The organism is Psychrobacter sp. ANT_H59 (genome assembly GCF_008369225.1).
GTDB classification, from domain to species: Bacteria; Pseudomonadota; Gammaproteobacteria; order Pseudomonadales; family Moraxellaceae; genus Psychrobacter; species Psychrobacter cryohalolentis.
This window is the reverse complement of sequence record NZ_VOBE01000001.1, coordinates 427,947-452,705: the sequence shown is the minus strand read 5'-3', so window position 1 is coordinate 452,705 and position 24,759 is coordinate 427,947. Positions and strand designations below refer to the sequence as shown.

The 24,759-nt window shown below is 42.4% G+C and carries 19 protein-coding genes; 13 read left to right on the top strand and 6 right to left on the bottom strand.

Going from position 1 to position 24,759, the window contains the following annotated elements; translation table 11 throughout:
* Positions 1 to 14 precede the first annotated feature (14 nt).
* Positions 15 to 1,757, top strand: a complete 1,743-nt coding sequence (locus FQ083_RS01775) for a 2-oxo acid dehydrogenase subunit E2 (RefSeq protein ID WP_149408578.1) — start codon at positions 15 to 17, stop codon at positions 1,755 to 1,757.
* Positions 1,758 to 1,918: 161 nt separating this feature from the next.
* On the opposite strand, the gene FQ083_RS01770 is transcribed toward FQ083_RS01775, so the two are convergent.
* Complete coding sequence (locus FQ083_RS01770; RefSeq protein ID WP_011513389.1) at positions 1,919 to 2,554, bottom strand: OmpW/AlkL family protein; 636 nt, start codon at positions 2,552 to 2,554, stop codon at positions 1,919 to 1,921.
* Positions 2,555 to 3,130: 576 nt separating this feature from the next.
* Between FQ083_RS01770 and FQ083_RS01765 the strand changes: the two genes are divergently transcribed.
* Positions 3,131 to 4,108 carry an ion transporter gene (locus FQ083_RS01765; RefSeq protein ID WP_149408577.1) on the top strand — a complete coding sequence of 326 codons (978 nt, stop codon included), beginning with the start codon at positions 3,131 to 3,133 and terminating at the stop codon, positions 4,106 to 4,108.
* A 254-nt stretch (positions 4,109 to 4,362) separates the two neighbouring features.
* Here FQ083_RS01765 and FQ083_RS01760 read toward each other — a convergent pair whose 3' ends face one another.
* From FQ083_RS01760 to FQ083_RS01750, 3 genes are all read right to left on the bottom strand, one after another.
* Positions 4,363 to 5,028 carry a TerD family protein gene (locus tag FQ083_RS01760; protein ID WP_149408576.1) on the bottom strand — a complete coding sequence of 222 codons (666 nt, stop codon included), beginning with the start codon at positions 5,026 to 5,028 and terminating at the stop codon, positions 4,363 to 4,365.
* A gap of 87 nt (positions 5,029 to 5,115) precedes the next feature.
* Positions 5,116 to 6,252 carry a helix-turn-helix transcriptional regulator gene (locus tag FQ083_RS01755; RefSeq protein ID WP_149408575.1) on the bottom strand — a complete coding sequence of 379 codons (1,137 nt, stop codon included), beginning with the start codon at positions 6,250 to 6,252 and terminating at the stop codon, positions 5,116 to 5,118.
* A gap of 119 nt (positions 6,253 to 6,371) precedes the next feature.
* A complete protein-coding gene (locus FQ083_RS01750; protein ID WP_149408574.1) occupies positions 6,372 to 9,311 on the bottom strand; it encodes an ATP-binding protein in 2,940 nt (979 codons plus the stop codon).
* A 352-nt stretch (positions 9,312 to 9,663) separates the two neighbouring features.
* On the opposite strand from FQ083_RS01750, the gene rsmG reads away from it, so the two are divergent.
* The 10 genes from rsmG (at position 9,664) to FQ083_RS01700 (ending at position 19,538) form a co-directional block, all read left to right on the top strand.
* Positions 9,664 to 10,380, top strand: a complete 717-nt coding sequence (gene rsmG, locus FQ083_RS01745) for a 16S rRNA (guanine(527)-N(7))-methyltransferase RsmG (protein ID WP_149408573.1) — start codon at positions 9,664 to 9,666, stop codon at positions 10,378 to 10,380.
* Positions 10,381 to 10,507: 127 nt separating this feature from the next.
* Entirely contained in the window at positions 10,508 to 11,287 is a 780-nt protein-coding gene (locus tag FQ083_RS01740) for a ParA family protein (RefSeq protein ID WP_149408572.1), read from the top strand.
* Between the two features lie 143 nt (positions 11,288 to 11,430).
* A complete protein-coding gene (locus FQ083_RS01735; RefSeq protein WP_149408571.1) occupies positions 11,431 to 12,546 on the top strand; it encodes a ParB/RepB/Spo0J family partition protein in 1,116 nt (371 codons plus the stop codon).
* A gap of 79 nt (positions 12,547 to 12,625) precedes the next feature.
* Positions 12,626 to 13,360 carry a MotA/TolQ/ExbB proton channel family protein gene (locus tag FQ083_RS01730; protein WP_149408569.1) on the top strand — a complete coding sequence of 245 codons (735 nt, stop codon included), beginning with the start codon at positions 12,626 to 12,628 and terminating at the stop codon, positions 13,358 to 13,360.
* Positions 13,361 to 13,455: 95 nt separating this feature from the next.
* The gene (locus FQ083_RS01725; protein WP_149408567.1) at positions 13,456 to 13,887 is read left to right on the top strand and encodes an ExbD/TolR family protein; all 432 of its coding nucleotides are present in this window, start codon (positions 13,456 to 13,458) and stop codon (positions 13,885 to 13,887) included.
* Positions 13,888 to 14,018: 131 nt separating this feature from the next.
* Positions 14,019 to 15,815, top strand: coding sequence for a lipid A export permease/ATP-binding protein MsbA (gene msbA, locus FQ083_RS01720; protein ID WP_149408565.1), 1,797 nt, complete (start codon positions 14,019 to 14,021; stop codon positions 15,813 to 15,815).
* Between the two features lie 2 nt (positions 15,816 to 15,817).
* Positions 15,818 to 16,936, top strand: a complete 1,119-nt coding sequence (gene lpxK / locus FQ083_RS01715; RefSeq protein ID WP_149408563.1) for a tetraacyldisaccharide 4'-kinase — start codon at positions 15,818 to 15,820, stop codon at positions 16,934 to 16,936.
* 48 nt (positions 16,937 to 16,984) lie between these two features.
* Entirely contained in the window at positions 16,985 to 17,791 is an 807-nt protein-coding gene (gene kdsB / locus FQ083_RS01710) for a 3-deoxy-manno-octulosonate cytidylyltransferase (protein WP_020443271.1), read from the top strand.
* 142 nt (positions 17,792 to 17,933) lie between these two features.
* Positions 17,934 to 19,052 (top strand): DNA polymerase III subunit delta', encoded by a 1,119-nt coding sequence (locus FQ083_RS01705; protein ID WP_041772513.1) that lies wholly within the window; start codon positions 17,934 to 17,936, stop codon positions 19,050 to 19,052.
* A gap of 138 nt (positions 19,053 to 19,190) precedes the next feature.
* Positions 19,191 to 19,538: a PilZ domain-containing protein gene (locus FQ083_RS01700; RefSeq protein ID WP_011513403.1), complete on the top strand. Its 348-nt coding sequence runs from the start codon at positions 19,191 to 19,193 to the stop codon at positions 19,536 to 19,538.
* A gap of 106 nt (positions 19,539 to 19,644) precedes the next feature.
* Here the strand turns inward: FQ083_RS01700 and ppk2 are convergent, their stop codons facing one another.
* Positions 19,645 to 20,658: a polyphosphate kinase 2 gene (gene ppk2 / locus FQ083_RS01695; protein ID WP_011513404.1), complete on the bottom strand. Its 1,014-nt coding sequence runs from the start codon at positions 20,656 to 20,658 to the stop codon at positions 19,645 to 19,647.
* Between the two features lie 281 nt (positions 20,659 to 20,939).
* Positions 20,940 to 22,556 carry an acetyl-CoA C-acetyltransferase gene (locus FQ083_RS01690; protein WP_149408561.1) on the bottom strand — a complete coding sequence of 539 codons (1,617 nt, stop codon included), beginning with the start codon at positions 22,554 to 22,556 and terminating at the stop codon, positions 20,940 to 20,942.
* Between the two features lie 642 nt (positions 22,557 to 23,198).
* Between FQ083_RS01690 and FQ083_RS01685 the strand changes: the two genes are divergently transcribed.
* A complete protein-coding gene (locus FQ083_RS01685; protein ID WP_149408559.1) occupies positions 23,199 to 24,599 on the top strand; it encodes a 3-oxoacyl-ACP reductase in 1,401 nt (466 codons plus the stop codon).
* Positions 24,600 to 24,759 lie beyond the last annotated feature (160 nt).

The window sequence follows — 24,759 nt, the reverse complement described above, 5'->3', positions numbered from 1 at the left end:
CAAGGAAATGAAAAATGGACATTAAAGCCCCCGATTTGGGTGTCGATAGCGCCGAAGTCAGTGAAATTATGGTTGCAGTTGGTGATGTCATTGCAAAAGACGATAATATTATTCTACTTGAGTCAGACAAAGCTTCGGTCGAAGTGCCAAGCTCTGCTGCTGGTAAAGTGACTAAAATCAGTGTTGCGATTGGTGATCAAGTCAGTGAAGGTATGGTGCTAATCGAGCTTGAAAGCGAAACTGACAGTCAAGATGACAATCAAAGCGTAGAAACACCTGCTGCTGACACTCAAGAGAAATCTCTTGATGGTGAGCAAGAAGAACCGCAAAAAGAAGAGCAGAGCGATAAGGTAGCCGTTGAGTCAAATACTGATCAACCTGTTGAGCAAGAAGCAACAGCGACCACGCATGCGCTCCCAGATTTAGGCGTCGATGAAGCGCAAGTATCTGAGATTATGGTCAGTGTTGGCGATATGGTCACTGCTGATCAGTCTATCTTGCTAATCGAGTCAGATAAAGCGTCGGTTGAAGTACCAGCGCCACAAGCCGGCAAAGTTGAGAAAATACTGATACAAGTAGGCGATATGGTTGCCAATGGGCAAGACTTTATTGTCATCATTGGTCAAAGCTCAGACAATGCTAATGCTACGAGTGAAGCCAAAGCACCAGTCGCTCAATCGCAAGATTCAAAACCAGCAGTGAGCGAGCAAAAGACTGATTCAAGTCAGGAAGCTGCTAAACAAGCTACGACTGAGCCTAAACAAGTTGCTAGTACTACTGCAAAAAGCAGTACAGGTAATAAGCTGACCGAAGCACAAGTCAATGAAAAAATGGTTGATGTCTATGCTGGTCCCGCCGTGCGTAAACTTGCCCGTCAGTTGGGTGTGGATATTAGCCAAGTAACAGGTTCAGCACTGAATGCACGTATCTTAAAAGAAGATTTGTTTGCTCATGTGAAGCAAAGCTTGACGACAAAACAAGCTGCACCCGCTACTGGAGCCGGTGTATCTAGAGCCAGCTTACCAAGCTTACCTGATATGAGTAACGTTGAGATTTGGGGCGAAACAGAAACCCAAGACTTAACTCGCTTGCAAAAGGTGTCGATTCCACAGCTGAATTACAACACTTACTTGCCACAGGTGACGCAGTTTGATTTGTCTGATATCACTGAGACAGAGCAGCTGCGTAGTGAGCTTAAAGGCAGTATGAAAGCTGAAGGTGTTGGACTGACAATTTTAGCCTTTATTGTCAAAGCAACGGCTTATGCATTGACCCAGCATCCACGTTTTAACAGTCATCTAAGCGATGACAATACGCAAATTATTCTTCGTAAAAGCGTAAATATGGGGATTGCAGTAGCAACAGATGATGGCTTAATCGTGCCAGTGATTAAAAATGCTCACGAAAAAGGTATCAAGCAAATTGCGATTGAAATCGGCGAATTGGCCATCAAAGCCCGTGATAAAAAGCTAAGTACTAAAGACTTGCAAGGCGCAAGCTTTACCATCTCAAGTCAAGGCATCTTAGGTGGTACGGCGTTTACGCCATTGGTAAACTGGCCACAAGTTGGTATTTTAGGGGCATCAGAAGCGACGATGCAACCGAAATGGAATGCTGATAAGCAAACTTTTGAACCGCGCTTGATGTTGCCATTGTCATTATCATATGATCATCGTGTGATTAATGGGGCTGATGCGGCAGTATTCACGCGTTATGTTGCAACATTGCTTGCTGACCCGCGTCGTATCTTGCTATAGGTTTTATTCTTATTTAAATTTTATATAAAAGAAAGACTATCTTCGGATGGTCTTTTTTATAGCTGTTATTGCAACAAATGATAGATAAATAATAGACACAAAAAAGCCAGCAACTAAGCTGGCTTTTTCTATTTATGATATTAGCTCATAATTCTGCTAAATTAGAACTGTTTTACAAAGGCAACGCCATAAACCCAAGGACTGATATCGATTTTGCCAATGTCAGTACCGTTCAAAGTAGCGTCAGTTTTGATGTCCATATAACGGGCATCAATACGGAAAGACTCAGTGGCAGCAAATGGGATATCAAGACCGATATGACCAGCAACACCAACGCTATCATCAAGCTTTAATTCAGTACCTACAACATTTGCTTTTTCTTTAAAGAACATCGTGTAGTTTACACCAACACCCACAAACGGTTTTACATTCATAGGTAGGTTATAATCATCGAAGTGATATTGTAGAGAAAGCGTTGGTGGTAAATGCTGAGTTCTACCAGTGATCTCATTATTTAAGGCATCGGTTAAGGTAAAGTCATGATGAAATGGAATGGCAGCGAGTAGTTCAACACCAACGTTATTAGCGATAAAGTATTCACCACTGATGGTTGGACGGACATCGCCATCAACATCTACAGCATAGCTTGTGCCCCCTATAGTGACATCACCATTATCATTTTTAGGATCAACATAATGCGCACCAGCGGCAACTGTCCAAGTGCCTGCAGGTACAGCAAAAGCAGTGGTCATAGTAAGTGCAGTAGCAGCGGCTAAAACTAGGGATTGTAGTTTCATCGTTTAATTCCTCAACGTTTAGATAATGGTCGCTAGCTCATGAGGGATGTCATAAGTTAGCAACATATAATGTTAGGCTAGGGATTAACCTGTAACATCTGCTATCTATTATAGTACAAATACCTTACTAGTAGTAAGGTTTTAAGCGGAACGTTCAGATGTTTATGCGTAAAGTTACAATGAGAAAGGTTTGGATACGTTAAAGTTTATGGCATAACCTATTTTGATTGTAGGTTTTTGCTATTATTGATATGCCATTATTTTATAAAGGGATCGGTTATCTATTATGCTTGGCTACTGTAGTAATTCTCCACTGCGCTGTGACAACGCTCTCTCATTGATAGTGTTAGACCAAATAGATTCTTGTTGCCCGATCTGTGGCTTATCCTTGCTACCTGCCCAAAAACGTAGTCATGAGTGGCGCGCTGAAGAGCGGTTATTGCGCATAGCGTTTTTCGCCGTTGCTATCATATTGGTCTTGGTTGTCTACATTTATTATACAAAGTTAGTATAATCAGACTCTCATAACGGCTTTTTTGTTCATCCAAGCTCGGTGTTACACCGCATAGGGACGGCATGCTATTTCAATCTATACGGCGCTTGCGTCTTTTTGTCTATAATATTTTGCAAAACGATGAGCATGATACGCTCTTTAGTCGCTGTGTTGATTATTTCCTTATTTTTTTAATTATGGCAAATGTCACTGCGGTGATTGCAGAGTCTGTTGATACTTGGTACTACCCTTATCAAGAATACTTTACGTGGTTTGAAAATTTTTCTATTGTGATATTTTCTATTGAATATTTGCTTCGCATATGGAGCGTTGCTGAAGCCAAGCCAAGCAATACTACATGGCGACAGCGCTGGGATTGGCTAAGAAGTCCATCTGCATTGATTGATTTGATTGCCATTGCCCCTGCCTTTTTGAACTTCTTTGTCAGTATAGACTTGCGTTTCTTGCGTATTTTACGTTTGTTTCGTATTCTTAAATTGACTCGTTATTTTGCCTCATTGCGTATTTTGTTGGTGGTTATTAGTAAGGAAAAAGGCTCTTTCCAAGCGGTTATTTTTATCTTAATAATTATGATTGTGACCGCTTCTAGTGGTATCTATCTAGTAGAAAATCATGCACAGCCAGAAGAGTTTGAATCGATACCAAAAGCCATGTGGTGGGCGGTAGTTACTCTAACAACGGTAGGTTATGGCGATGTGACGCCGATTACCAATGCTGGCAAAATATTAGGCGCTATTATTACTATATTGGGCGTTGGTTTAGCAGCGTTACCTGCTGGTATTTTGGCAACCGGCTTGGCAAATGAGCTCAGTCAGCGCCGTGAAGAGCTTGAGCAGGATTTCAGGGGACAGCTGATTGATAGTGATTTTGATTTGGTTCAAAATCAGATGATGATTGAAAAAATCCGCCGCGAGCTGGGCTTAGATAAAGAACAAGCGCAGGATATTGTGCTGCAAGTGCTGCGTGAGCAAGAGCTTGAGCGCCGTGAAAGAGACGTGCAGCAAAAGAATTTTTGTCCACATTGCGGTGAGCGCTTATAGTAAAGGACTATAGTCAGGGAAAAGCAATATTGATACATCAAGTACTGCTGATATTAATTTTCCTTGCTTGCTGTGCCTACGCAGGCAAAGGCTGTAAAAAATCTATACCAGCAGTACTGTAGCGTTTTTAAGATATTTTAACTATGCCAGTTATCACGGGCTTTCTTCTGTATCGAATCGCCTATATAGAATTAAAAATGGTCAATGGCTTTGTATAGCGATTGACCATTTTTAATTAAGCGTGGCACATCCTTTTAGCTATATATGGCTTGCGGGATCGGTAGGGCACGAGCCAATTCATGCGCCACTTGTTGCGCCGCTATTGCCAAATCTGTTGCAGGGAGTGGCAGGTTCTGTAACGTTAGATGCCAGTCATCTACTTCTCGGCGCAAATGGGCGACCCACAGCGTCACGCAATCACGTGGCAGCTGCTTTAAATTGACCTCAAAAGAGCGGTTACCTTCATCATCGCTGAGATGAATCTCGCCTTTTTTAACTCTGGTAAAAGGTTGTCCGTAATAGGAGTTGGCAATTAAGGCAATATGCGTGATATGAGCAGGGATTTCATCCAGATATAGTCTGATTTGCTCTTGATCAAGCGGTGCAAGATACATCACTTGGTCGCCGCGGTCTTTACCATTCAAACTATCACCTTGATGGCATATCGATTCGGCTTTGTCGCGCAGCTGCTTAAACCAAACGATATCGCTGATGGTGCAGTTGTCATCATATAATACGCAAGCCAAATCAAGATCCATGGAGTTTGCATTTTTATTAAAACGCTTCTTTAATTTTTTAAATAAGCCTGTCTGCTCAACCTTGGTAAATTCATAATTGAGACCAAAAAACAAAGTTCCTGCGTCCAAACCCAACCCTCTTAAGCTGTCTGAAAGTAGTGGCGATGGGGTAGTGGTCGACATAATTATCCTTTTGATACTTGGTTTTTTTATGAGTGAATTAGGTAGATGTAGAAGCTATAAAAGTGCTTGTAAGAATGGCTTAAAAATTTAGATATCTTCCACTGCTTTATCTAATACCGCTTGATAAAGCAGCTCTGGTTTGGCATTCAGCAGCCCATTACCAAAACCTCGTAACCACCAAACCAGCTGAGAAGTTAGATTCACCGTTGCTTGTATGGTTAAGGTTTCATCGCTATTGATAATAACAATTTGGTCATCACTGAGCTTACTTTCTGTTAAGCTTTTGCCTGCTTGTTTGGTAAATTGTAGCTCAATCGCTGTATATTTGCCATGATTGGGCAGTTGGCGGAATAAAGGATGACTAAAGCCCATACCACCTGCATCCAGATAGTTATCTAACTGAAAATTATCAGGCGTTTTTGCTGCGCTCTCTAATATCTCAACACTGGCAAATCGATGTAGGGCAAAGGTGCGAATAATAGTTTCGCTATCATCAGTGCGGGTCGCGAGCAGATAAATAACCACCCCGCGTTGGATAATAGCAATAGGGTTTAAGGTATATTCGCTGGCTTGGGATTTGTTGCTACGGGTATAGCTGGCTTTGATTTGTAATTGATAAAATAAAGCATGATAAATATTATCTTTACTGTCCAAGTCAATATGCGGGGCAATCAAGGGCTGGGTCGCGGGTTCAATACGAACCCTATCAATCCATGAATGGGTTACTTTGCTGTTTTTAAGTTGGCGACGTGCCAAATCAAACCAAGGAAATAACTCATCTAAAATAACGGGCGGTAGCAGCTGGCTTAGATTGGCTTCCACCATATTAAAGGCAACCGCTTGAGATAGATTCATATGCGGCAAGCTTTGTAGCGGCGCATCGTCTTCCCAGCGCCAACCTTGTGGATTGGCGTTATTTTTTTCGATAGGAAAACGTTTGGCAAGGGCGTTTAAGTCGCGCTGTACTGTGCGCAAACTGATATCAAAACCTGCCAGTATCAGCTGCTCATAAACATGAGTGGTGCCGACCCAGCGATTACGTTGTAATTGCGACAACACTTGCCACTGCCGCGCTGTTGTCGCAGCGCCATGACGACTATCGGCTGCATCATCAGCGGCTTTATTGTCTGAAAGTGCAACAGCGTTTGCTTGCTCATCAGTAGCCTGTTGATTGTCGCGATTATCGTTGTCAGTATGAGCAATGTCGGTATGAGATACAGTCATGAAAAGATAACCTTTGTAATGTCACGATTATAAAGTCAGTGGGTTATTCACATTAGTATGAGCATGAAATGACATCAGCAGATGGTTATTATATAGCATTGCAGAGAGCACCCTAATATCTAGCGTGCTTCATCTATAATAACTTCTTCTACGATAGTGTCGTTATCCTCTTTAATAAGCTGTTCTTTAATAGCCTTTTCTTTGTTAGAGACTTTATTCTTATCTTCTTTTTTTTGGCGTTTGGCTTGGCGTTTCTTTTTGGCTTTCTTTTTTGATTTTTTATCGTCAATATCATCATCTGTGTTTTGGTTTTCATCCCATAGCATCAAACGACTTAAGACTTTACCAAACAACGTCTCTTTGCGGTAGCGACTTTTCTTATTCACTGTATCGACAGGTAATCCCGTCATTAATGTGAGCGCTTCACTGAGCGTGTGCACCCCATATATATGAAAGCTACCTGCTTTTACAGCGGTAATGATATCGTCGCGCAGCATAAGCTGTTTGACGTTTGCCATAGGAATGACCACGCCTTGCTGTCCAGTCAATTCTTGCTCGCGGCACGCATCAAAGAAACCTGCAATCTTGGAATTGATGCCGCCGACGGCTTGTACTTCACCAAGCTGATTCATAGAACCTGTAATCGCAAGAGATTGATTGATCGGTACGTTTGCTAAGGCAGATAATAGCGCACAGCCCTCACTGACAGTCGCGCTATCACCATCAATATGCGCATAGCTTTGCTCAAAAGCCAGTGAGGCACTAAAATTTAGCGCATGGTGCTGACTAAATAATGCTCTTAAGTAGCTGGTCATGATCAGCATACCTTTGGCGTGCAAGCTACCGCCCAAATCAACATCACGCTCGATATCTAGGATTTCACCCGTACCGATATTTGGCTGAATGACCGCTGTGAGACGGGCAGGCATGCCAAATTCACTATCGGCATAGCTTACCACTGTTAACGCGTTGACTTGCCCAACTGCCTCTCCTTGGGTTTGAATAAGCTGCTGACCGTTTTTGAGCTCATCCCAATAGAGGTCGCGCAAATATCCTGAGCGCTCATCCATATCTTCAATAGCTTGCACCACATGCTTGGCACTAACGATATCCTGTCCGCCTAAACGCGCATGGCGATTGGATTCATGCAACAGCTTAATAAGCAAATCACTGTGCAGACTTAGACGGTCTTGATCCTCTGCTTGCAGACTTAAATGCTCAAGTAGAGCAGCTTGTGCCCTTCTATCAAATGGATAAAGATTGGCGTAATCGATGATGTCTGCCATCTTTCCCACCAACGCGAGCTCGTGCTCATGAGTACGAACCACATCATCGTGGAAGTCAGCACGTACCTTAAATACCGCATCAAACTCCGGCTCAAGCTCCAGTAATTCGTAATACAAATCAGCTTCACCCAATAAAATGACCTTGATATTAAGATCAATGGGCGCAGGCGATAAGGATAAGCTACCTGTTAAGGTCAGCATTTGCTCAAGACTTGAGAGTTTGATTTTACGAGACTGTAGTGCACGCTTAAGACCTTGCCACGCATAAGGATGCTCAAGCAGATGACTGGCTTCAAGCAGTAAGTAACCTCCATTAGCACGATGTAAAGCGCCGGCACGAATCATGCTGACATCGGTCGTAACCGTACCTAATTGAGTGATCTGCTCTACATGACCTAATAAATTTAAGTGAGTAGGCAAGTCTTCAAAGATAACGGGCGCACCACTATCAGGCTCATGACTGCTAATAACATTGACCGCATATCTACTAGGCGTCGTGGCGAGCAATGCCGTTACAAACTCTTCATCATCTCCATTAACGATACGCTCGACATGAGTAACCATATCGGCAAAGACTACTTTCAGATACTCAACGACCAGTGGTTGAGCACTGAACTGCTCATAAATAGGGGTAAATAACGGCTGTAGTGCTCGCTTGGCAATATTGCGATGTAGCGACTCGATGGCATCATTGGCTTCATCTTCTAATTGCTCTAAAGCAATCGTCAGCTGACTCAGACGTTTTTGCATATGATTTTTTTGAGCAAAATTATTTAGCTCAGTTTCATATTCGCTGCTATATGAACTATCATTAGCCTTAATATCGCTCTCATCGGTGCTAGCGGTCGCCGCTTCCTTATTGTCATTGATAAGGGTATTGTTTTTATGACTATTAGAGAGTTTGTCTGCTTTATCATCCATATCGCTCGTTTCTGTTGCAAGCTGGCTTGGATGAACAAAAACGGCTTTATTATCAAACGGCCGAAACGTTAACGCTAGATCATACTGCTTGCCCTCAGCATTGAGCACATCATAGGCATGACTTTCCTTTTGATGTGTGTCATTTTTGATGGCTTCTATCTTGCTTTGATACTGATCGCTGCGAAAGCGTTGACTCAGCCGTTTTTTGGCTTGTTGCCACAAAGTATTGACTTGATGTTGCAAGACAGTGGCCTGACCAGCAGGTAAGCGCAGTGCCAGCGGCGTACGAGGATCAGTGAAGTTATGTACATATACCCAATCATCCGGCGTCGGTGCATCGGCTGCGATAAGACTGAGCAAGCGACTAATCACCGTACGTTTACCCAAACCATTCTCGCCAGCCGCAAACACATGATAGCCACTAGCATGAATATCGAGTGCCGTATGCAATGCCTTAAGCGCCCGCTGTTGCCCAAAACCAATATCTAAATCGGGTGCGCTACGAGTATCGGTTGGCAGCAGACTAGGTTTACTATAGCGCTTAAGCTGGTTTGTCGCGACGAGGCAGCGCTGACTGACTTCTATGAATATAGGATGAGGTGTAATAGGCGCATCAGTAGCGTTAGGGATATTTTCTTTTTCTACCGACTTACGGACCGTTTTTTTACGTTTTAAGCTTTGATCTAATTTCTTCTTATCTAAGGAATTTTTATCCAATGATTCCTTATTGGCTGAGGGCTCTTTATGGGGATGCTTGTTACTTGAGTCACTAATAGGCATCATAGCCTCTGCGGTATTATCGCTAATGTCTTGTTGGTCTTTATTCAGGGGTATGTTTGTCTGTTCTGTCATAGGAATAGGGTCAGTCGCTTAAAAGTATTAAATGATGATTGATTTTAGTTTTTTTGATGTGGCAATGAATACATTAGCATTTATAGTAATAGAACATCTTACAAGATATCGCTGTTTTTTAAAGCAATCATTGAGCGCAATTTTGTATCATGGGCAATTATGTCTTAGCGAATAAAAGTTTACTAATAGTAATTATAAAATGATAATAGTAGAACAGTTAAAGAAGAATAACAGCTCAATATAGGCGTAGATAGTATAAGATGACGCACATTGGCGCAATCTGCAACTATTCAATAAGCAGCCTGCATGATAAAATAGACGGTTCACATGTCAAAAACGGATAAACCCTTGTATGTCAGACTCCACTAAAGCTTCTTTATCCTCTGCTAACATGGGTAATATCCATATTGATCCGACAGGCTTTGTAAAGCTTGGCGCACAATTACAGACATTGGCGAATATCTTAGCGCAAGCAATAGACGAGTTGGGTCTAACATTGAGTGCCCAGCAGCAGCGCAGCTTATTATTGTATTTAGACCAGCTTTTATTATGGAATAAAGCGTATAATCTGACCGCGATTACTGATCCGGTAGAAGCACTTATCAAACATGTTATCGATTGTTTGGCTATTATAACCCATTTACCCTCGGGGTCGCTGCTCGATATTGGTACGGGCGCAGGTTTGCCGGCAGTGATTATTGCTATTTGTCAGCCTGAGCGCTCATGTACAGCGCTTGATAGCAATCAGAAAAAAATCCGCTTTATTAAGCAAGTGAGCAGTGAGCTTGGTTTGAGTAATATGCAGCCTATCGCATCGCGTATTGAAGCGCACGAGGCAAGCTATGATGTGATTACTTCTCGAGCATTTTCCAGTTTGATAGATTTTGTTGCAGTTGCCGAGCCGCGATTGTCAGATAATGGCTATCTATGTGCGATGAAAGGCAAAGCGCCAAGTGAAGAAGAGTTAGACGCTTTAAGTAACGATTGGCAGTTTAAGACCATTAAATTAAACGTGCCACGTTTACATGATAGTCGTCATTTAATTGAATTGTCTTATAAAAATGTCTAAGCTATGAGCACAGCATTTACCATGAAACTATCTTTTTTATGGTAGATGCTGTGCTCATGTTTATGTTTTTAGCGAAAGCGCATGTTAATAAAATTAGTAACAGATCCTAATTAAATTGAGTGAGTGTATGGAAATCATAGCGATTGCGAATCAAAAAGGCGGCGTGGGTAAGACCACAACGGCGGTAAATTTGACCGCCAGCTTGGCTGCCAAACGCAAGCACGTACTGCTCATTGACTTAGACCCACAGGGTAATGCGACCAGTGGTACGGGTGTCGATAAGAATGAGTTGGCACTGACGATAGCAGATGTGCTCCTTGATGGGGTGGCTTTATCTGACGCTATTGTTAACAGTCCGGCAGGATTCGATGTCATCGGTGCCAATCGTGATTTGGCGGGTATGGACATCACTTTGATGAGCAAAACCAACAGCCATGAGTTGTTTAAGACGGCAATGGCAGAGTTGATTGAAGCTCAAAAAGCGGTACAAAAACCTGCCTATGATTATGTGATTATAGATTGCGCGCCCAGTTTAAACTTATTGACGATTAATGCGTTGGTGGCGACTGATAGCGTTATTATTCCGATGCAATGCGAGTATTATGCACTAGAAGGCTTGGCAGACTTATCTCAAACGATAGAACGTTTAACAGAGTTGAACCCTAAGTTATATATTCGCGGTGTGGTCAGAACGCTATTTGATGCACGCAATACGCTCGCCCGTGATGTGTCTGCTGAGCTGGAAGCGCACTTTGGTGAGATCATGTATCAAACCATCATTCCAAGAAATATCCGTTTGGCTGAAGCGCCTGCGCATGGTCTGCCGGTCATTGCTTATGAGAGATGGTCAAAGGGCGCACGTGCTTATCAGAAATTGGCCGCTGAAGTCATGAAACAAAGTCGATAGTTATGTGGTTATAAGAGAAAATGATCGATTATAAAAATAATGGATCACTGGAGTAATCAGCCAGATAAAAAATTGTGCACATCGTATTTATTATTGAATTTAAAACATTTGGCTTTTATTTTAGCGTTAGAGGATAGGTAATCATGGCGAAGAAAAGAGGGTTGGCTGCCAATCGAGGTTTAGACGCCTTATTAGGGTCAATCAAAAAAGAAAAGCAAATCACCGCCTCTGCCTTGCAAGACGATATAGCTGTGCGCGAGCAGGCTTTACCAGCTGATCCAATAGAGACAAAAGCGACGGTCAAAACTGCCGCTAATGCAAAATCTACTGCCGCTTCTGAGTCAAAAGATGCCAATCAACGTAAAGCTCGTACACCGCGCACAATAAATAAAAATACTGCCAATGGCAATCGTGTAAACGTGAGTGAAAGTAACGGATCTGAAGACCAAATCAGTTTGGTGCAAATCGATGTTGCCCGTTTGCAAGCTGGTAAGTATCAACCGCGTCGTGACATGAGTGAAACGGCACTGGCAGAATTGGCATCTTCTATCGAACAGCATGGTGTCATGCAGCCTATTGTTATTCGTCCATTACTCGCCACAGAAGATAAAAGCGAAGCTTTTGTTACGCACGAGATCATCGCCGGCGAACGCCGCTGGCGTGCGGCGAAAATGGCAGGCAAGTCCGTTATTCCAGCGATTGAGCGTGCTTTGTCAGATGAGCTTGCGATTGCACTCGCGTTAATTGAAAATATACAGCGTGAAGATCTATCCGTGATTGAGCAAGCAGCAGCATTACAGCGTTTTCATACTGAATTTGGTATGAGTCACGCTATGATTGCTGAAGTCGTGGGTAAAGCACGTACGACCGTATCAAACCTTCTGCGCTTAAACCAGTTGCACGATACGGTCAAAGATCACCTAGCTACCAGCGCCTTAGATATGGGTCATGCGCGTACGCTTTTAGCGTTATCATCTGAGCAGCAGCCTATCATTGCTCAAAAGATTATCGATGGTGGGATGACCGTACGCGAAGCTGAAAAGCTTGTTAAATCTATTTTGCATCCAGCGCCAAAAGCCAGTCGCACTGAACAAGTGCAATCTCGTGATGTTGAGCGTTTGACGCAAAGATTGACCGATATGCTTGGGGCTGAAGTGAAACTTAAGCATAAAAAAGACGGGCAGGGTAGTGTTGAGATATTCTTCCACAGTCAAGATCAATTAGCCGCTTTAATTAAGCATATAGAAGCACAGGCTTAAAATATTGAATGCATTTTTGATGCTTATTTAAATAATCTTGATGACCGCTATTTTTATCAAAATATAAAAGAGAGTTGATATGTGGGAGTTGGTAAAAGCGGGTGGTTGGCTGATGACACCTATTGTATTGTGCTCTATTTTAGCATTGGTGATTATTATTGAGCGTAGCCATACCTTACAGTTTAACAAGGTTGCCCCAAATAGATTGCGTGAGCAGCTGATTACTCGCCTTCGTGAAAATGGAGACATTGGTCGTACGCAGCTGATGAATGTCAAAGAAAAGACTGCGCTAGGTGATATCCTAGCAACGGGTTTGCTCTATCGTCAATACGGCTTAGAGTCGATGACGATGCATATGCAAAATCGTGCAAGCGTACAAGTCCATCAATTAGAAAAAAACATCAATATGCTTGGTACTATCGGAGCGATTGCCCCTTTACTTGGCCTGTTGGGTACAGTACTGGGTATTATCTCATCGTTCTTAGCGATTACTGATGGTGCGATGCAAGACCCAACGATGCTTGCTGCAGGGGTGTCTCAAGCTCTTATTACGACTGCGGCCGGCATGATAGTTGCCATCCCAGCGTTGGTAGCCTATCGCTATTTTCAGCGCCGTATCATCGATATCAATGCGCAATTTGAAACCCAAGCAGGATTGATGGTTCAAGAGTTGTACGATTATCAATTGTTAGAAAACACCCATATTCCTAATACATCTAAGCAAGTTACTTATGCTGCAGTAGATGCTAGCATAAGAGATCAGCACTCAATTGACGGATTTGGTTTAGATAAAACGGCAACGGCCACTCTATAGTTGTAGTTGTATTTTTAGCAGCGCCATAATGGCATTGTGAAAACGCTATATTGGTCAGATTAGTATCGAATATCACGACTATTGAAGAGAGTGACATGCGCTTTAGAAAACCAACCGTTGAGCCGCTTGAAATTAATCTGACCCCGATGATTGATTGTTTATTATTTTTAATCGTGTTTTTGCTACTAGCAACCTCGTTCAATCACTTTAGCCGCTTAAATATTATTTTGCCTGAAGCGGAAGGTGTGGCACTGACCGAAGATAAAAACAGTATTGAGGTAGCCGTGCAAGAAGATGGCAGCTATTTGGTCAATGGTATTACCCTTGCCAGCAGCAATGAAGCTGAACTCACCAGTATGTTGCAGCAAGAGGTGGGCAGTAATCGTGATATGCTATTTGTGATTGCTGCTGATGCCAATGCCACCCATCAATCAGTGGTAAGAGTGATGGATATCGCTGGCAAATTGGGCTTTTTAAATATAAACATTAGTACTGTTGTACCACTTGGTCAAGCGTTACCGCAATAAATCTGAATAAGCTTATAGCATGTTCTCAGTATTAAGCACCATCACTCTTTTTTATGGCTATCTATATCATTGCAAGTTACTGCATTATCAATGCCATTCACTCTCGCTCTTATACCTATATTGAGGCTTTTATGAGCCAAGCTTACCAACCTGACTCTACAAAAACTTCTGCTAAAACAACAGTAGCACCAACAATGGCGATGTTAAATCCGCCTAAACGCAAGACGCTCATGCGTTTACTGGCTTATTTAAAACCATACTGGTGGGCAATATTACTTACCATTATCGGCTTTGCTATTAATGCCGCCACTGAGATTTGGATTGCCAAACTCTTGCAATATATCACCGATGCTATCAATCAAAACGATCAAAGTAAGCAGGATTTATTTCCGTTTATTATTGTGATGTTATTCTTTGTGCGCGGTGTGGGTAGTTTTTTGGGTAATTACTATACGGCATTGGTGTCACGAAATTTGGTCTATGAGCTGCGCGTAGAAGTGTTTAATAAGTTACTGCGTTTGCCCAGTTCATTCTATTTGGCCAATCCGGCAGGGACGATTTCGTCTAAGCTTATTTTTGATGTTGAACAGGTGACCGCTGCTAGCACCGATTCGATGAAAACATTATTACGTGATGGTCTGACCGTGGTTGCCTTGATGGGCTTTTTGCTTTATAGCAACTGGCGTTTGACACTGATTTTATTCGTTGTGCTGCCACCGATTTTATGGCTTATCCGTGTGGCGTCAAAGCGTTATTTGAAGCTTTCCAAAGGTATTCAAGAAACGATGGGTGATGTCAGTCATATCACCAATGAAGTCATCAATGGTTATCAAGTGGTCAAAAATTATGGTGGACAAGCATATGAGTCCAAGCGCTTCGATGTGACATCTAAGAAAAACCTGCGCCAAGGCATGAAGGTTGTTGTGACCAATAGTATCAATACCCCAGCAGTACAGTTATTGATGGCAATGGCAATGGCAGTCGTGGTTTGGCTAGCGCTACGCCCTGCGGTGATAGACGATATCTCAGCAGGTCAGTTTATCTCTTATATCGCAGCAGCAGGTCTCTTAAGTAAGCCAGTACGCTCATTGACGGATGTCAATCAACAACTGCAGAGAGGGCTTGCAGCTGGTGAATCGATATTTGCTTTATTAGATGAGCCGGAAGAAGCAGATACTGGTGGGCTTAGTCCTGCCTTGGCAGGTGAGATTAAACTGGATAATGTCAGCTTGGTTTATCCAGATTCAACCGTGGCACTACACGACTTTAATTTGGATATACGTGCAGGCGAGACAGTAGCGCTCGTTGGACGTAGTGGCGCGGGTAAATCATCTTTAGTCAATTTACTCACACGTACGTTAACCACTTCTTCAGGGCAGATTACGCTAGACGGTATGCCCATTGAAGACATTAAGCTTGAAAGCTTACGTGCCCAGATTGCGATGGTCAATCAGCAAGTGGTACTGTTTAATACCACTGTGTTTAATAATATTGCTTATGGCAGTTTGGCTCATAAAACTCCAGCTGAAGTTGAGCAAGCAGCAAAAGATGCCTTTGCTCATGATTTCATTATGCAAATGCCAAATGGCTATCAAAGTGAAATCGGTGCTGAAGGTTTACAACTCTCTGGCGGTCAGCGTCAGCGTCTATCGATTGCACGTGCTCTGCTAAAAGATGCGCCAATTTTGATATTGGATGAAGCTACTAGTGCTTTAGATAATGAGTCAGAATATTATATACAAAAAGCGCTCGATAATATTATTAAGAATCGCACGACACTGGTTATTGCACATCGATTGACGACAATTGAGTCTGCTGATCGCATTGCTGTACTAGACGGTGGTCAGATTGTTGAGCTTGGCACCCATGCTGAGCTGATGCAATTGCATGGTCATTATGCGCAGATGTATGCGCGTGATTTTGAATAATTATGAATATTGAAACGATAATAACACGTGCATGGCAACGTAAAGCGGCTTGGCTTTGGCTACTGTTGCCAGTGAGTTGGCTGTATGCACTGTTGATGGTACTGCGCCGCCAAGCTTATAAAGTAGGTGTTTTTTCCAGTTACCGTGCGCCTATTCCAGTCATGGTCATCGGTAATATCACGGTGGGTGGTAGCGGAAAGACACCATTAATTATTGCTTTGGTTCGACATTTGCAGCAGCAAGGCATTAAAGTAGGGGTTATCAGTCGCGGTTATGGCGGTGATAGCAGCCAGATGCCATTATTGGTTAATACAGAGAGCGTCCCTAATGTCGTCGGTGATGAGCCATGTCTCATTGTTAATACGACAGGGCCAGCCATGGCCGTATCTCCTAACCGTCAGCAAGCGATTGCTATTTTGCTAGAGGCTTATCCAGATCTACAGCTTATTATAGCTGATGATGGCTTACAGCATTATGCGCTGCAACGTGATATTGAATGGGTTGTGGTAGATGCAGCGCGAGGGTTTGGGAATAAACAGTTGCTACCGACAGGATTTTTACGCGAACCCATTTCACGATTAAAGGGTGCTAATGTCATTTATCATCAAAAGGCAGCTACATCATCGATATACAATAAATCTGATCATAATACGCTTCTAACTGAGCATTTAACGATGCATTTACAAGCGGATGATTTGGAACTGTTGTGGTCATCTAATAATCAGATAGATAATTTAGCCGTAGTAGCTATGGTACCTGAAAAAAGCAGCCAGGTACATGCGGTGAGCGGCATTGGGTATCCTCAGCGTTTTTTTGATACTTTAAATGCGCTTGGTTTTGAAGTGTTTCCGCATCCTTATCCTGACCATTATGATTTTAGTCTGGATGAACTGTTGCAGTATACTGACTATCCTATTATCGTGACCAGTAAAGATGCCGTGAAAATAAAAGCTTTGATAATGCAAGCCATTATTAATCATGCGCTGAGTGACGAGTATAAAGAGTTAGTCAGCAGATTATGGGTATTGCCAGTGACCGCAGTATTGTCAGAGAGTTGTTACGAGAGTTTACAACAGCAATTGCAAACCTTGGACATCGATATAAGCATGAGAAAGCAATAATATAGCGTTTATCATATAAAGATTTAAAAGGTTTTATAGGAACATATTATGTCATCAGCCCTTATGCCCGTCAAAACTCATATCGTCATTCCTGCGCGTCTAAAAAGTACACGTCTACCTAACAAGCCATTATTAACCATTCATGGCAAGCCCATGATAATTTGGGTAGCTGAAAAGGCACGATTGGCGGATTTTGCCGATGATATGTGTATTGCAACCGATGATGAGTCGATTGCAAAAGTTTGTCTAGATGCAGGTTTTGATGTAGTGATGACAAGCAGTGAACATGCTTCAGGTACGGACCGTTTGGCTGAAGTGGCTGCCATCAAAGGCTGGGCTGCCCATGATATAGTGGTTAATATGCAAGGTGACGAACCACTAGTGCCACCATTGTTACTAGAGCAAGTTAAAACATTATTGGTACAAGATGTAGAGAGCGTCATGGCAACTTTATGTGAGCCAATCGAGGACTATGATACCTTTATGCGCCCATCCGTCGTTAAAGTGGTCAGTCAGAAGTCCAATGACCAACAACGAGCGCTTTATTTTAGTCGCGCGCCGATTCCTTGTAATCGTGATGTTGTATTAACCAGTGAGAATAATAAACAGCCGCCAAAAAATGCCTATCGTCATCTAGGCTTATATGCTTATCGTGTCAGTTTGCTACAGCAATTTGTTCACTGGTCACAAACGCCGCTTGAAATACTAGAAAGCTTAGAGCAATTACGTGTGTTGGAAAATGGTGGACATATCGCCATTGCTAAAGCTGCCTGCTCATTACCTGCAGGTGTCGATACGCAAGAAGATTTGGATCGTTTAAATGCCATGAGTTTGACAGATTTCCAAGATTATTAATGTAGAATAGCCTAAGCAATAAAAATACAGTTTCTATTAAAATAGTTTTAATTAAATTTTATAGCATTATTTTTATTCCAAATTACTCTTAGAAATTATGCTCTAACACAGATTTTTAATTGAAAGATATTAAGTGAGTGCCATGAGTGAGCTGACAAATATGACAGATGATATGTATTTTGCGCCACTATTGCCATGGCAACACGAACTTTGGTCGCAGCTGACAATGCGGGTACTAGCGCCGCAGCAATCTCTACCTCATGCGCTGTTAGCAGCTGGTATGCAAGGCATGGGCAAGCGCGCTTTTGTATGGCGATTGGTGGCATGGTTATTATGCCGCGCGCGTGATGAGCATCCACTCGGCGCTTGCGGTCATTGTGAGAGCTGTCAATGGCTTAGATCAGGTACGCATCCAAGCTTACAAGTGCTACCGCTAGTCAGCCTGCCAGTCAATGCTGATAGCAGCGCTCAAAAAGAAGCGTTAGCTAATAGTACAAAAGATAAAAAATCTGCTAAGACAGCGAGTAACGCGTCATTAAAAATAAAGGTGGATGATATTCGTGCCTTGCAGCCTTTTATTTATCAAGGCGGGCAGGGAATGCGTATTTGCGTATTAGATCATGCTGAGAAAATGACCATTGCCGCCGCCAATGCGCTACTTAAAACCTTGGAAGAACCCCAAGCCCAAGTCCATTTATTTCTGATTAGTGATGCCCCTGCACAGTTGCTCCCAACGATTAAAAGCCGTGTTCAGCAATTGGCATTACAGACGATTGACCCTGCTGTCGCAGTGGATTATGTGACTAAAGCATTGGGCAGCAATATTCATCGTGAAGCGGTTGGTACAGATGCCATTGAGCAGCTTATCCAGTTAGCAAATGGTGCGCCTTTAGCAGCTGTGGCACTGGCTCAAGCGCCATGGTATAGCAAGCGCGCACTATGGCTGACAACATGGCAGGCATTACGTAGCGGTAAGCGCAGTAGCGTGGCGGCAAGTGACTATTGGCAAACCCAACTTGGTATTGTCGAATTTATCCAGCTGTCTGAACTCATGATAATCGATATCCGCCGTGTTGGTTTGGGCTTTGAAGCGCAGCAAAAAGACATTAATTTTTTAATCAATTTAAATGATTGTCAACCTATTGATAGTAGGTTAGAGGTGTTTGCGCATAGCTTACAACAGACAAAAATTGCGCTGCAACAAAACGTGCAAGAAAAATTCGCCTATGATAAGCTGATGCAAGATTTGGCTTGCTTGTAATAGACAACAAAGCCTAAAGATGCTCTCGCATATCAGTGCATGCCATTAAACTTATTATCAGTATTTATACTCTAATACTATACAAGATAACCCTGTGTGAAAAAATACTGTAAACCTCATTGATAAAGGAAGCTGACTATGGCAATGCCAGGACGTGGTGGGATTTTAACCTGTCATATTGAAAACATAGATATGCTATATGCAAGCTATCTGTCCTTTGTTACCAATGGGGCATTGTTCGTGCCGTCTGATCGAGCGCAAAAACTGGGTGACGAGGTTTTTATTGCTGTTACTTTGCCCAATTCTAGCGAGCGTTTGCCTATGAATGGCAAGGTAGTTTGGATTAATTCTAAAGCTCAAAGTGGTCGTCCAGTAGGTTTTGCAGTCCAAATGGGCACGGACATTACGGGATTAAGAATAAAGAACGAAGTTGAGCGTCTATTGGCAGGTAAGATCGACAGTTTGCAGGCTACTTATACTATGTAGTTTTAATATTTATCAGCAATTATAATGACTGTATAAAAAAAGCCTTATAACTCTTTATAAGGCTTTTTTATGAGCAATATTTTTTAGACAGTGTGAATGCTAATAATTAATAGCGCGGCGGCACATACATATCATCAGGAATAGGCTCGCGATAATATTCATCATCGCGCTTACGATCAGGTAGCTCCACCTCATCGCGTGGCACTTCTTTATAAGGAATTTGCTCAAGTAAATGGGCAATACAATTGAGCCTTGCACGTTTTTTATTATTGCCCTCAACCACCCACCAAGGCGCTTCAGGAATGTGCGTACGCTCAAACATCGTCTCTTTTGCTTTTGTATAATCTTCCCAGCGTCGCCGTGATTGCAAATCCATCGCTGACAGCTTCCACTGTTTCAGTGGGTCATGAATCCGGCTCATAAATCGAGAATGCTGTTCATCATCAGTAATTGAAAACCAATATTTTACCAAACGTATGCCCGAACGTACCAGCATACGCTCAAACTCTGGTACTGATTGAAAAAACTCTTCGTACTGCGCATCCGTACAAAACCCCATAACACGCTCGACGCCCACGCGGTTATACCAGCTACGATCGAATAAGACAATCTCGCCTGCAGCAGGTAAATGCGCCACATAACGCTGAAAATACCACTGTGATTGTTCACGTTCAGTAGGTGCAGGTAGCGCAGCCACTCGACAAACACGGGGGTTTAATCGTTGGGTGATACGTTTAATCGCCCCACCTTTACCCGCAGAATCACGTCCTTCGAATATCACCACAATGCGCTCACCGCGATCAACGACCCAATCTTGCAGTTTAATCAGCTCACGTTGTAAACGTACCAGCTCTTGAAAGTAGGTACGCCGATCTAACCGCTCTTGCTCACTCATCTCGCGACCATCAAACCGGAAATCGCGTACATAATCGTCTATTTCATTCTCAAGCTCTTCATCATAACTGTCAATTAAGTCTTGGTGCATCTTGCGTTTTAGCTCATCGTTCAAAAGATCTTTATCCATACGCTCTATGAATGTCACTTGCTCAGGTGTGGTTAATTTACTGCGTTCTTGCTCGGTTAAAGATGTCGGGTCAATTATTAAGGGTTTTTTACCCATGATGCGCTCCTGATAAATATTTTTATTATGCCGTTACTATCTTATAGTCCATTAAATCCAAAAGTACGTCGATATAAGTGTCGTTTTTACAAATATCTTTATTCTGTTTTATACCCATCTTTACTTTAGCATAGCACGCTCAATTCTATGAGTAGAGTAAGCTTCATTATTGTGTTAATAAAGTAGCCAATATTTATTTAGATAAAAAAATACCCTCTAATCTATTGATTAGAGGGTATTTTTAAAACTGCATCAGTCTTACACGTTGTATTTACATATCACTATTTTTCTAAGATACAGGTCACACCTTGACCGCCAGCGGCGCAAATAGAGATAAGCGCACGACCTGAGCCTTTTTGATCTAATAGTTTGGCAGCAGTGGCTAGGATACGACCACCGGTTGCAGCAAATGGATGACCTGCAGCAAGTGATGAGCCGTTGACGTTTAGCTTACTACGATCGATAGAGCCTAGTGGCGCGTCAAGACCTAGACGCTCTTCACAGAACTTCTCGTCTTCCCATGCAGCAAGCGTTGATAATACTTGTGAAGCAAAAGCTTCATGGATTTCATAAAAATCGAAATCTTGTAGCGTCAAACCAGCACGCTCAAGCATACGCGGTACGGCATAGGCCGGTGCCATGAGCAAGCCTTCTGTATCACCAGATTTACCGATGAAATCAACAGCCGCTGTTTCTTGATGGACGATATAAGCCAATGGTTTTAGACCATGTGCTGCCGCCCACTCATCAGTACCCAATAGGATACAAGATGCACCATCAGTCAATGGGGTAGAGTTAGCTGCAGTCATGGTTGGCTTAGCATTCTTCTTACCAAAAACAGGCTTGAGCTTAGCTAGCTTCTCTAAAGTGGTATCTGGACGCAAGTTGTTATCGCGGGTCAGACCTTTATATGGGGTAATTAAATCATCAAAGAAACCTTCGTCATAAGCGCGTGCTAGGTTTTGATGACTATTGAAGGCAAGCTCATCTTGCGCTTCACGGCTGATGTTCCATTCAAGCGTAGTGATCGCTTGATGGTCGCCCATAGATAAACCAGTACGTGGCTCACCATTTTGCGGCGTATCAAGTAAATCTTTCGGGTTTAGACCCATCAATGCTTTTAGGCGTTGTTTATTGTCTTTAGCTGCACCCAATTTAATCAATACTTTACGTAAGCCATCACCGACTGCGATAGGCGCATCAGAAGTAGTATCAACACCGCCAGTAATAGCTGAATCGATGATACCAAGCGCGATTTTATTGGCAGAAGCAAACGTCGCTTGCAAGCCAGTACCACAAGCTTGAGAGATATCATACGTTGGGGTATGTGGGTTAAGTGCAGTATTTAATGTCGCTTCACGAGTCAAGTTGATATCGCGGCTCAGTTTCATAACTGCACCAGCAACGACTTCGCCGATTTTTTCATCTTGTAAGTTAAAACGCTCGACCAAACCATCTAACGCAGCAGTGAGCATATCCGTGTTGCTAACATCAGCATATGAGCCGTTTGAGCGAGCAAATGGGATACGGTTGCCACCTAGGATAGCCACACGGTTCTGACCTGAGCTAAGCTTAGTCGTACTTGCTTTTTTAGCCACAGTATTTGTTTTCTTAGCAGGAGTCGCGTCAGCCTTTTTAGGTGCTTCTTTTTTATCGCTGTTACCTTTTGCTGCACTTTCTTTAGCTGCGTTATCCTCTTTCGTAGCAGTGGTTTTACTATCTTTTGCTACGGTTTCTTTTTTAGCGCTATCAGCTTTTGGTTCTGCTGCTTTGGCATCTGTTTTTTTAGCATCAGTGGTGTCTGATTTTACAGCAGTATCAGTGCTCTTAGCATCACTGGCTTTTACCACGGTGGTCTCAACAACAGGACTATCTGGGTGATTGCTTTTGTTACTCATAATATTATCCTTAAAAAATATGGGTAGAAATAGAAAAGGGAAGTTATCAAAAAAATATTTAAATAATAGAAGTCTTTATTCTAAAAACACCTAAAATACTTTAGATACGTATTACCATTTATTGCGATATATATTACACATTATTGTCATATAGCATAAGACGCTTTTTATAACCTTACTGTATATCTTTAGCAAACGATGTGACGCTTAACCATGGATATTGCAGTGTTTACAAGGATAAATACAAGCTTTATAAACTGGCTAGTACTGATTAAAAGCATTGCATAATCGTAGGTTTGATAATATATTGTTATCGATAAATGGATTTGCTATAACTTATAGGTCTTAGTTTAGCACAAACTAAAATCCTTTAACGGCAGAAAAATAGACCATCTTGTATACTGGCTTGTCTACATATTGCTATGGACATTAGTGGTTTTTGGACTTATTCGGTATGAATGTGTATAGTTAAGACCGTTTCTAACCTATTTAATAAGTACTTATTATTTATAAATGATGATGTTAATGTCGCTTTATACAGGTAGTTTTTATAATCAATGCACTTTAATAGCGCGCATTTCATCATAGATACATTTTATTCTTGTTTACTATTATCTTACTCATCAATTAAAGGATTATATTATGTCAGACCGTTATGGTGATTTTGTTCAGTCGTCTATTGGTAAAAAGGTTGCAAAGAATTTAGGCTTACCAATGCCAGTAGATCTTGACCGTTTTGATAGTGGTCAACCTTTGGTACGTGGCAGCGTGCTGATTGGTCGTGCTAATGGTGGCAATAACGCAGTTAGTGCGTCAGTGGCTCGTATTTTGTCAGAGCTGCATACGGAAATCTTTGTAAATAGTGGTGATGACGTAAAAGATACCCTGTCGGATGCAGGCGTTAAAGCCAAAGCCAATACTGGCAGTGATGATAAGTTTAAAGTCTTATTGTTTGATGCCAGCAATATTAGCAATGCTGAAGAGCTCAAACAAGTGTACGAGTTCTTTCATAGCGTTGCGCGCCGTGTCGAAAAATCAGGTCGAGTGATCGTCATTGGTCGTCCACCAGAAGCGTTGACTGATATCGAAGCCGCATTGGCGCAGCGTGCCCTTGAAGGTTTTGTAAAATCAGTTGGTAAAGAGTTTAAACGTGGTATTACCGCACAGCTTATCTATGTTGAAGCAGGCGCAGAGCAGAATTTAGACTCAACGCTACGTTTTTTTACGTCAGCGCGTTCAGCTTATGTGTCAGGACAGGTCGTACGTGTCAGTAATGGTTCCAATGTCGATGTCGATTGGAACCAACCATTAGGTGGCAAAACCATGCTTGTCACTGGCGCAAGTCGCGGTATTGGTGAAGCAATTGCCCGTGTATTGGCTCGTGAAGGGGCGCATGTTATTTGTTTAGATGTACCACAGCAGCAAGCTGACTTGCAGAAAGTGGCAAGTGAAATTAGTGGTTCGGCTTTGACAGTGGATATTACCAGTGCTGATGCTGGTAAAGAAATCGCAGAAGCTGCACAAAAACGGGGTGGTTTGGATTCAGTGATTCATAATGCTGGTATCACCCGCGATAAAACACTAGCAAATATGGATGATAAACAGTGGGATATGGTGCTCAATATCAATTTGGGAAGTATCGCTAAGCTCAACCGTTATTTACTAGATAACGATGTATTAAAAGATGCTGCACGTATCGTCTGTGTGTCTTCAATCTCAGGTATCGCTGGCAACTTGGGCCAAACCAACTATGCGACCTCAAAAGCTGGTGTCATTGGTTTAGTCAATGCAACCGCCAAGCAGCTAGAAGACAATGCAAAAGGCATGACCATCAATGCAGTTGCGCCAGGATTTATCGAAACGCAAATGACTGAAGCGATTCCATTTGCTATCCGTGAAGCAGGTCGTCGTATGAACTCGATGAGCCAAGGCGGTTTACCAGTCGATGTTGCAGAAACCATCGCATGGTTTGCCTCACCTGCCTCTGGTGGTCTAAATGGCAACGTTATCCGCGTTTGCGGTCAAAGTTTATTAGGTGCATAATTGTCCTAATACCATATGGAAATGCAGATAATAACGAGGGCTATGTGAGCCATAAAGCTGGTCGCTGATTGCCTTTATTAAGCAAGGTGTTGATGTTACTTCACATATGCTTACGAAAAAACTGCTCATAAATTGTAATAAAGCTGCCCAAGGGTGGCTT